The 9,457-nt window shown below is 55.4% G+C and carries 6 protein-coding genes; all 6 read left to right on the top strand.

The genetic code is table 11. The features are described 5' to 3' along the window. The first annotated feature begins 509 nt into the window (after positions 1-509). The 6 genes from GOX66_RS24875 (at position 510) to GOX66_RS24850 (ending at position 9,157) form a co-directional block, all read left to right on the top strand. Positions 510-1,565 (top strand): helix-turn-helix transcriptional regulator, encoded by a 1,056-nt coding sequence (locus GOX66_RS24875; RefSeq protein ID WP_170766519.1) that lies wholly within the window; start codon positions 510-512, stop codon positions 1,563-1,565. A 568-nt stretch (positions 1,566-2,133) separates the two neighbouring features. Continuing rightward, complete coding sequence (locus GOX66_RS24870; protein WP_170766517.1) at positions 2,134-3,255, top strand: TIGR03032 family protein; 1,122 nt, start codon at positions 2,134-2,136, stop codon at positions 3,253-3,255. A 104-nt stretch (positions 3,256-3,359) separates the two neighbouring features. Further along, complete coding sequence (locus tag GOX66_RS24865; protein WP_170766515.1) at positions 3,360-4,481, top strand: hypothetical protein; 1,122 nt, start codon at positions 3,360-3,362, stop codon at positions 4,479-4,481. Between the two features lie 17 nt (positions 4,482-4,498). Beyond that, on the top strand, positions 4,499-7,582 hold the full coding sequence (locus GOX66_RS24860) for an autotransporter outer membrane beta-barrel domain-containing protein (RefSeq protein ID WP_170766513.1): 3,084 nt from the start codon (positions 4,499-4,501) through the stop codon (positions 7,580-7,582). A gap of 139 nt (positions 7,583-7,721) precedes the next feature. After that, positions 7,722-8,048 (top strand): hypothetical protein, encoded by a 327-nt coding sequence (locus GOX66_RS24855; protein ID WP_170766511.1) that lies wholly within the window; start codon positions 7,722-7,724, stop codon positions 8,046-8,048. Between the two features lie 242 nt (positions 8,049-8,290). After that, on the top strand, positions 8,291-9,157 hold the full coding sequence (locus GOX66_RS24850) for an alpha/beta fold hydrolase (protein ID WP_170766509.1): 867 nt from the start codon (positions 8,291-8,293) through the stop codon (positions 9,155-9,157). Positions 9,158-9,457: the final 300 nt, after the last annotated feature.

Raw genomic sequence — 9,457 nt, 5'->3', positions numbered from 1 at the left:
ACGACCGCAAAAATCGCCAATAAACTCTTGCAATGCAGGAGCCACCCACAGATGCCGTTCATTGGGTCAGGCCACGTCGCAATGCAGCTTCACCGAACCAGACTTTCGCTGCGGGAGCAAAATCTGGCAACAGCCGAACTCACAGTCGGCGGACTAAACCGGACTTGTGCATGCGCGTCTACTGCTTACGCAGCATACATTTGCAGTTGCAGCGCACATTTCACCGCGTTGGAGCCAATGTCACTTGACAGGTCATTCGCGGAGGTCGATTTGGGCCCTCATAGGTTGAAACGGTGCGGTAATCGTCTGATCACCATGGCGTGTTCGAGGGAGAGTCGCCTTGCAATTCGCCCGAGTTTAGAAACAGCTAAGAAGTTATCTGGAATGCCATACCGACATAGTTGGCTCCGCAGAGCACTTGCTCCGTCGCCGCACTATTGTGCCCGTCTTGAGAAATTGAGTATGTGCGGAACTCAAAGTGTTAAAGGTACTGTCGTCTAAGGTTACTTATGGTAGAGCAAAACACGTTAATCTCCCACAGATTTGACACCAACTTGTTACCGAAAAAGCAGCAATACGCGTTATTTCGCGAGGAACTGTTCGACTTGGCGGGTTATGAACTTGATCGCCCCGGACCCGTTGATGACCCGTTTAGCCTCACTTCCGAAAGCAAAGCAACTCCGAAACTCTTGATTTACACATACCAAACCTTGACGCCGTGCGTCTTCCACAGATCGGAGCGTGGCATGGCGCGCGCGGAAGAGAACTACTTTGGAGTACACTTTCAATTCAAAGGAGAAGATCTGTCGACGCCTCTTTCGGAAGGTTCGGCGCATACCAGGACGGGGGACCTGCTTTCGCTCGACACCGAGCGACCGTTTTCCTACCAGCATAAAGGGGCGACGTCTTACTCGTTGAATCTGCATCGGAAGAAGGTTCAGGGAGAGGTTCCTGGAATTTCGCAGCTACACGGCATGGTGTTGCGAGACAGCCCGGTCACCAGAATTCTCAAAACCGCAATTACCGGCGTGTTCAGCGAATTGAATCACGCGGACGATCGCGAAATCGAAACGCTTTCTGATACGCTCTATCGCCTCACTGTCGACGCGTTCAGACATCAGTGGATACAGGAACTCGAAACGCGCGAAATCAGGGATGAAACCGTCCTTTTCACCATTGTGGATTTCATCAATCGAAACTTCCATCGTCGTGATCTGACACCGGAAATGATTGCCAAGGCAGTCGGAATATCACGTTCTAAACTTTACCTGATTTGCCGGCAAATGGACACGCCTCAGCGCCTTATTCGATTGATACGATTGGAAAAAGCTGCGGGCCTGTTAAGGGCCGATACCACCTGCAATATTGGTGATGTTGCCTATAAAACAGGGTTCTCTACTCGCCCGGTATTTTCCCGAGCGTTCATGGAACACTACGGCGTTTCCCCGACAGATTACCGCGAAGGGATACGGGAAAAATTGCCTGAGCTTCAAGGGACGACCCCACCGACCGAAAGGGACTGGGGGATACTGAGGTCTTCGCTAAAGGCGGCGGCATTAGGTTAACGCCGGGAAACTGGATTCCTCCTCGGTTCTGCAGGAAGGCTAACAGTTGTGAGTCAAGAAACTCTCAACAATTCCTGCTAATTCTAAGCGTCGCTTTAAACAGCTTTGGGTCCGCTCCAGGTCCAGTCTTTCGCCTATGCCAGTTGCGTCTCCAAACCGGTGGTCGAAAGCTTCAATAAAGACCGAACCGCATTGAATTTGAATGAGAGCGGCTGCCGTCCTGAGAGGTAGCGTTCTCGTCGAATCTTTAGGCTGAATCCTACCTAATCACTGTGTCGGTCAGGGTTGAGTTTTCCCGATCTTCCGACCTGCATTCACCTATGCCCGGCATCCAGCGCAGCGCGAGATTCATTCCGTTCATAAATGGTATCGCTGCGTCCAGCTCAGCAAATGCCCGCTCGAAACCCAATCGGTTCTACGGCAATGGATTTACTGGTTCGGAAATTGATCCGGTACATGAGGGGTTCGGGATGCGGCGCAACAAGTCATCTTTCAGTCGCATAAGAGGCGGCAACACTGGTTCACACGACCTTGCTGTGGCGGCTTGGTTTTTGCCTGAGGACACGCGATGAGCGATGTTCTCAGCGAACAATTTCAGTTTGACGCAGCCGCTGAAAACAACAAAGCGGGTTCTTCTCCGACGACACCCAAAGTTGACTATTCGGTCTCAGCGGGTCTGGCCGGCCGGCTTGGAGGGCTTGGGCTGTCCATCGCCTTTACCTCCTACCAGTCGGGGGTCCTTTACATGGTGGGGGTCAAGCCAGGTGGGGGGATCAACATCCATCAAATGGCTTTCCCCCGACCAATGGGCATTCATCGCCATGGGGCGCATGGTTTGTCGCTGGCAGCAGATGACCAAATTCTACACCTGCAGAACGTGCTGGAGCCGCAAGAGCGCGTGAACAATCTGTTCGACGCCGCCTTCATGCCGCGTCAGAGCGAATTCACCGGACAGCTGGATCTGCACGACCTAGGTATCGACGCCTCAGGCAAGGCGATCTTCGTCAATACGCGATACAATTGCCTCGCAACGCCGGATTTGCGCCACAGCTTTCGTGAAGTTTGGCGCCCCCCGTTCATATCGTCGCTGGTGGATGAGGATCGTTGCCACCTGAACGGGCTGGCGATGAAGGACGGGCACCCCCGATACGTCACAGCTGTCAGCCGGTCGGATACGATCGACGGTTGGCGTGACCGGCGTGCGGATGGGGGCATCGTTATTGACGTCGAGACGGGAGACGTCGTTTGCGACAACCTGTCGATGCCGCATTCACCGCGATGGCATGACGGACGGTTGTGGCTGTTGAACTCCGGACGTGGCGAATTGGGCACAGTGGAATTCGACCGGAATGGCAAGGGTCGTTTTGAGCCACATGTTTTTTGTCCCGGTTTCGCCCGTGGTTTGGCTGTGCACGGTCGTTTCGCCTTCGTCGGCCTGTCCAAGCCCCGTTACAAGCGGTTCGAGGGGTTGGAGCTTGATGCCCGTCTGACCGAGGCCGACAGCGCGCCATGGTGCGGCATCCAGATAATCGATCTTGAGACCGGGACTTGTGTGGACTGGCTGCGGATAGATGGCGCGGTGGCTGAACTCTACGACCTCGAGCTTCTGCCAGGCCATCTCTGCCCGATGGCCGCTGCGCCCGGCACCTCTGAGGCTGCAACGCTGATCACCCTGCCGAAGCAAACATAAAAAAACTCAACAAGAAACTCAAAATTGGTACGGACATAATGAGTAAGACAAATCCAAGCACGAACCTGCCACACTATCGAGCAATCCTTCTACGTGGCGGTCGGATGACAAAGTATAAGGGTCAAGTGGCAAGTTACGCGCCAGCATTGGGACGCGTGCTTTCAGGCGTTTCTGCAGCGGCACTTGGCGCAGTCCTTTCACTTGGCAGTGGCGCGGCGATTGCTGGTACATGTGTATTCCAGGGTTTGCCTAGTAACATTGTGTGTTCCGGCCCGGCCGATCCGGCCACCGACGTGGGCGTGGATGTCATCCTAGGTGGGCCGGTCACAGTGACGACCACACCAGGGTTCGGTATCGACGCCAATGTCGGCGGCAACGCGATTGATCTGTTCAGCAATACAGATTTAACATTTGATGACCCAAACGGGTCATCAATCACCTCGGGCACAAATGACGCGCTAAGGACTGTCGTTTATGGCGGCGGTGATTTGACGGTGACCACGACCGGCACGCTTAGCGGAGCGCGCAACGGTATCTACGCTCGAAATTACGGTGTGCTGTCGCCAGGAAGCCTTTCGATTACAGCGGCGAATGTCAGCGGGGCGGCGGATGATGGTATTTATGCCAGGAATGACCGTGGCACGGATCTTTCAATCACAACCTCCGGGATCGTTTCAGGCGGCCGGTTCGGAATCTCTGCCGTAAACACCGGTAGCGATCTTTCCATCGCTGCTACTGACCGGGTCATTGGTGGCGATCGGGGGATCTTAGCCACAAACAGTGGCAGCGGCGCATTGACGATTTCTGCCACGGAAGTCACCGGTGGGTCCGGCCATGGCGTGTTTGCCCGCAATACGATTGGCACCGACCTTTCAATTGTCACGTCCGGGCACGTTTCAGGTGGCGACACTGGCGTCCTCGCTCAAAATACTGGTAGCGGAGCGCTGTCAATCACAACGGCAAGTGTCACCGGTGTGTTCGGTCATGGCATCTTCGCACAAAATACGACCGGCACGGATCTTTCAATTGCCACATCCGGTCACGTCTCAGGTGGCGACTTTGGTATTCTTGCTCAAAATATCGGTAGCGGAGCGCTGTCAATTTCGACGGCAAGTGTCACCGGAGGTGCAACCGGGGATGGCATTTCCGCTTTGAATACCGGCACCGATCTTTCCATCAGCGCAACTGATCGGGTCATCGGAGGCAATCGGGGTATTGGAGCGTAAACAATGGCACCGGCGCGTTGACGATCGCTGTCGAAGAGGTGGTTGGCTATGGTGCCGAAGGAATTTCCGCCCAGAACAGTGGCTCCGATCTGACCATTACTGCGAGTGGACCGGTTCAGGGCGGTACCGTCGGCATCGACGCATACAACGATGGCACGGGAGCCCTGACGATCACCACTGCAGAAGTCACGGGTACTAACGGTTCTGGGATAAGGGCGGAAAATCACGGCTCTGGCACCAGCTTGTCGGTTACGGCATCGGGTACTGTGACGGGTGCTCGTGATGCAATTTACGCAAGTGGTCGCGGAACCACCGGAGGAATCACTATCGACGTCGGCGACGCGATCAGCACAACTGACGGGTACGGCATCAATGCCCGCAACTATGGCAGAGGATCGCTGGTGATCTCTGCGGCCAATGTCACCGGAACCGGCAACAATTCAGGTATCCTTGCCATTAACAGAGGCACCGATCTTTCGATCACGACAAGCGGGCATGTGACAAGTAGCTGGCGAGGGATTTCCGCACGAAACACCGGCACCGGCGATTTGACCCTTTCAGTTGCGGATGTGACATCAACCCGCCAAAACGGGCTAAACCTGAATAACTATGGCGCGAACCTCGCGGTCGCATCCATTGGCACGATCAGCGGTGCTACGCACGGAATCCAGGCGCGAAACGACGGCTCCGGAGCCCTGACGATCGCAGCGACGGATGTCTCCGGAACCCTGGGCAGTGGCATCTATGCCCGAAACTCTGGCACGGATCTTTCAATTACATCGTCGGGAGCCGTGTCAGGTGGGTCGTTCGGGATCTACACGCGCAACGATGGCAGTGGAGCGCTGACGATTGCGACGTCGGACGTCACTGGCACGGCCGGGGAGGGAATGCTCCTTTATAATGCTTCCTCAGGAACAGACTTGTCGATTACCGCTTCAGGGACAGTTACTGGCACGACCGGACTTGTAGCCATTAACCGAGGCAGCGGTGCGCTGACGATTTCGACGGCAGACATCACTGGCACCACTGGCAACGGTCTATTGGCACAGAACGAAAATGGTACCGATCTTTCAGTCACATCCACTGGTATGATCAGCGGCGTTACAAACGGGATATACGCACGCAACGAAGGCATTGGTTCGTTGACGATTGAAGTCTCGAATGTCAGCGGAGCCCGCTATGGCATCCACGCCCGAAACTTTGGTTCAGGCCTGACATCGGTTACCGTATCCGGCGCTGTTTCAGGGGGTACTGATGCCGGGATTCTGACACGGACGACCAGCGGGTCGAGCGTGATCACTCTTGAAAGCGGTGCGTCAGTCTCTTCTTTGTCAGGCGAGGCGATTGTCGACGGTGATGGCGGCAATAGCCATGTCATTCTGCGGTCGGGATCAGCGATTGCCGGTGAGGTGCTGCTGAGTGACGGCACCGACGCGCTGACGATTGAAGGGGGTGCGGATATCAGCGCGGCAACCCTGTTCGACGGCGGCATTGGCACGCAAGATGCCGTGACCTTTTCGGCCTTCAACGGCAATTTCGATGGCGCTCTGTTCACCAATTGGGAAAACCTGACAGCAGACAATGGAAGTGTCCTGACTCTGGACAGTTCAGGATCAAATATTATTTCTCTCGCGGCAAACAACGGATCGACCATCGCAGCAGGTGAGGCAAACCTGTCTCTGAGCAGCAACCTGCAGATTGACGCGACAAGCCGTTTCCGGGTCGGGTTTGGTGGATCGGGTGCGGTCGTTGTTGGCGGTGATGTCCGTAACGATGGCCTTGTCAGTTTGGCGGACGGAAGCGGGGGTGATCGCCTGACCATTGGCGGCGATCTGACCGGGTCTGGCACTGTGGCGCTCGATGTCGATTTTGATGCCGGAACCAACGATCAGTTGATTGTTACAGGCGACAGTACAGGAGCACAGCAAGGCCTTCAGGTGCAGAAATCCGGTACTCTTGCAAATCTCCAGACCTATGCGATTGCCACGGTTTCTGACATGAGTTCTGCCAGTGACTTCCGGCTGGTGGACGGTGATTTCGTGACCAAAGGCGGAGAAACCGCGATTGTCGGAGGTGCCTATACCCTCATGCTCGATTACGACCCGGCAACCGGTGAGTTCATTCTTACGCCCTTCACTGCGAACGGTGGGGTGAATCTGAACCCCAACCGTGCATTCCTTGCGGCCGGCATCCAGCAGTTCAGCGACCACATTGCATTGGATGGGGCGATGCGCCGCCTGACTGGTAGAATAGGTACGGAAGACGCTAACACCGTCAGCCGGTCGCTGGCCGATCTCAGCTCTACAGATCATCCACTGGTCTGGCTGAATGCAGAAGGTGGGCGCGACCGCTATACCTCCGGTGATCGCACCAATAAAACGACCAGCGGCGGCCTGCGTGTCGGCGCCAGCCTGCCATTTGCCGAGATCGGCAGCGGCTCCCTGATCGGCGGGTTTGAGTTCGGCGCAACAACACTGTCGACAAACAGCGAAACGTCCTTGGCTGACGGCAAGATTGACACTGACGCCTACGACGTGACGCTGAGCGCGTTGTGGTTGGCTGATAGTCAACTCTATCTGGACGGCCAGGTGCGGTACGCGTTCTTCGACAGCACAACCCGTCTTGCAGGCGGACAGGAGGTTGATACGGATGGGGATGGCTATGCCGCCTCAATCGAGGTCGGAAAAGTGTTTGCCCTGAACAATGGGCTGAACCTCATTCCTCAGGCGCAACTTCTCTACAGCAGTGTTGACGCCGACGATCTCAACGATGTTTCAAGCGGTGCCGCCGGAACGGTCTCTGACGGCGATACTCTGAGTGCGCGCATCGGTCTGCGGGCCGAGCGAGAGTTTGGCACCAGCGTGCTCTTTGGCCAGTTCGACTACTACCATGCGTTTGATGACGAAACCTCGGTGTCTTTTGGCAACGACACAGTTCTGACCGAGCGTGGCAGGAATAACCTTGCCCTGACATTGGGTGGCCACGTGGACATCACGACAAGCACCACTTTGTTCGGAGAAGTGTCCGCCCAGACCGGATTTGGCAGCGGCTCAGACGATCACGGCGTTGCTGGCCAACTGGGATTCGAATTCCGGTTCTGAACCATCTTCCACGAGATAAAGACGGTGCCGACCCCCTCGTATCGTCTTTCGTGGGCCACCGCACCGCTCACTCACATCACCACTCTCGGGCAAAGGTGGCCCACAACCAATTTACCAATCAAACAGAAGGATCAACACAATGAAGTCTCTAATCTCCACCGCACTGGTCTTGGCGGCATCGGCCGTTCATTCGCCTGCTCAGGCGGAGGATCTGGAATTCCTGCTCTACAATGACAGCAGTGCCGACCTGGTAGAATTCAACGTCTCCCCCGTATCGTCCGACGATTGGGAAGAAAATCTTTTGGCGGGTGGCTATCTGGCCCCTGGATATGAAATTGGCGTGGATATCGCAGACGGGCTGACGACCTGTGTCTATGACATCCGTGGCGTTTTTGCCGACGGTTCCGAAGCCGAAGACTATGATCTGAACCTGTGCGATCTGGGTGAATATACATTCACCGACTAGGTGGGGCTCCATACGTAACGGCGAAAGCTCCGAGAATTTGGGGCTTTCCACAAGCACTTGATCTGGTGGTCGCCAATCAGACTGCTCTGTCCTGAGTGAGCTCGATCGGACATCTGCGTTTCATTATACGGACCAATAGGTATGGTGCTTAGAAGTGAGAACGGCTCGTATCTTCGTACCAAATCTTTGCTGGCATTCTGATAACCTCACGACTCAATGAAATTTCGTTTTAGGAGAACAAATTGACCGAACATATAACTCTCAGAGATGGTAGAACGCTCGCATTCAGCACTTACGGCGACCCAGATGGAACACCAGTGATTTTTAGCCATGGGTTTTCCGACTCTCACGTCATTCGTCAACCCGACGACAACCTAACCGCTTCGCTTGGAGTGCGATGGATTGCAGCAGACCAGCCCGGGGTCGGAGGGTCGAGTCCGAAGAAAGATCGGAAAATGGTGGACTGGGGCGCCGATATGGAGGAGCTCGCTGACCATCTTGGCCTCGATACATTCAACGTAGCCGGCCATTCCGGCGGCGGCCCCCACGCATTGGCGGTGGCATTTCACATGCCCGAACGTGTGCGCAAGGTCGCGCTCGCTTCTCCTGTGGCGCCATTCGATGAGCCTGGTGTTACCAAAATGCTGGTACTGAAGGACCTTAAGACCATCGCGAAACTGCGCCATCTGACCTTCCTGATCCGCTGGGCTGAGCGTATGGGTGCTAAAAGTGCTCTGAAAGACATCCCTTCATACGTGGAGTCTGTCGTTGACCAAATGCCCAACGAAGCCAAAACAATACTCCGCAATCCAGAGCAGCAAGCCTTGTTCGAAGAGAACTTTCGTCTTGGTTATCTACAACACGAGGAAGGAGTTTTCGAAATGACGATGGCTCTTTGGGACTGGGGATTTTCGCCAAAAGATATCCAGCAACCGGTGGAGATGTTTTACGGTACTACGGACGACATTATCTCACCGGAAATGCCTCGACACCTTTGCTCTGAACTTCCCAACTGCACAGCGCACGAGTGGTCGGGCGCAGGACATTATGGGTTTGTGGATCGCAAACGGTGGACCGAATTTGTCGGCGCGATTGCCAGTCCGTTTTAGCAAGGCAAAGGTAGCGATGTCCTGCGATTTGTGGCTTGCCCGATCCGTCTTCTCCGCACCAACCATCAATGGCTGGTTTTTCCGCCGCACAGCGGTGTCCCAAGCCGCGCACATGCAGCAATTTTCTCGCTGCAAGCGCGCGCAGCATGAAATCGCCATGACCGGGTTGGGCTCATTCCGGACCTCGGTGCCGTTGCAGCACAGGCCCCTGCCACGCCGCAAGCTGATCACACAGACGGCCCAAACCGGATGAGGTGGGTGGCTCCTGCTCCACCGGCATCGAATGTGCCAAAGTGCAGT

Origin of the sequence: Ruegeria lacuscaerulensis (assembly GCF_013031245.1) — a bacterium.
GTDB lineage: Bacteria > Pseudomonadota > Alphaproteobacteria > Rhodobacterales > Rhodobacteraceae > Ruegeria > Ruegeria lacuscaerulensis_C.
Note: the sequence above shows the minus strand (reverse complement) of the source record. Positions and strands in the feature narration are given on the sequence as shown.

Excerpts from the sequence above, each read along its gene's own strand:
- GOX66_RS24875 (WP_170766519.1), top strand. The coding sequence starts at position 510 with ATGGTAGAGCAAAACACGTTAATCTCCCACAGATTTGACACCAACTTG.
- GOX66_RS24870 (WP_170766517.1), top strand. The coding sequence starts at position 2,134 with ATGAGCGATGTTCTCAGCGAACAATTTCAGTTTGACGCAGCCGCTGAA.
- GOX66_RS24865 (WP_170766515.1), top strand. The coding sequence starts at position 3,360 with ATGACAAAGTATAAGGGTCAAGTGGCAAGTTACGCGCCAGCATTGGGA.
- GOX66_RS24855 (WP_170766511.1), top strand. The coding sequence starts at position 7,722 with ATGAAGTCTCTAATCTCCACCGCACTGGTCTTGGCGGCATCGGCCGTT.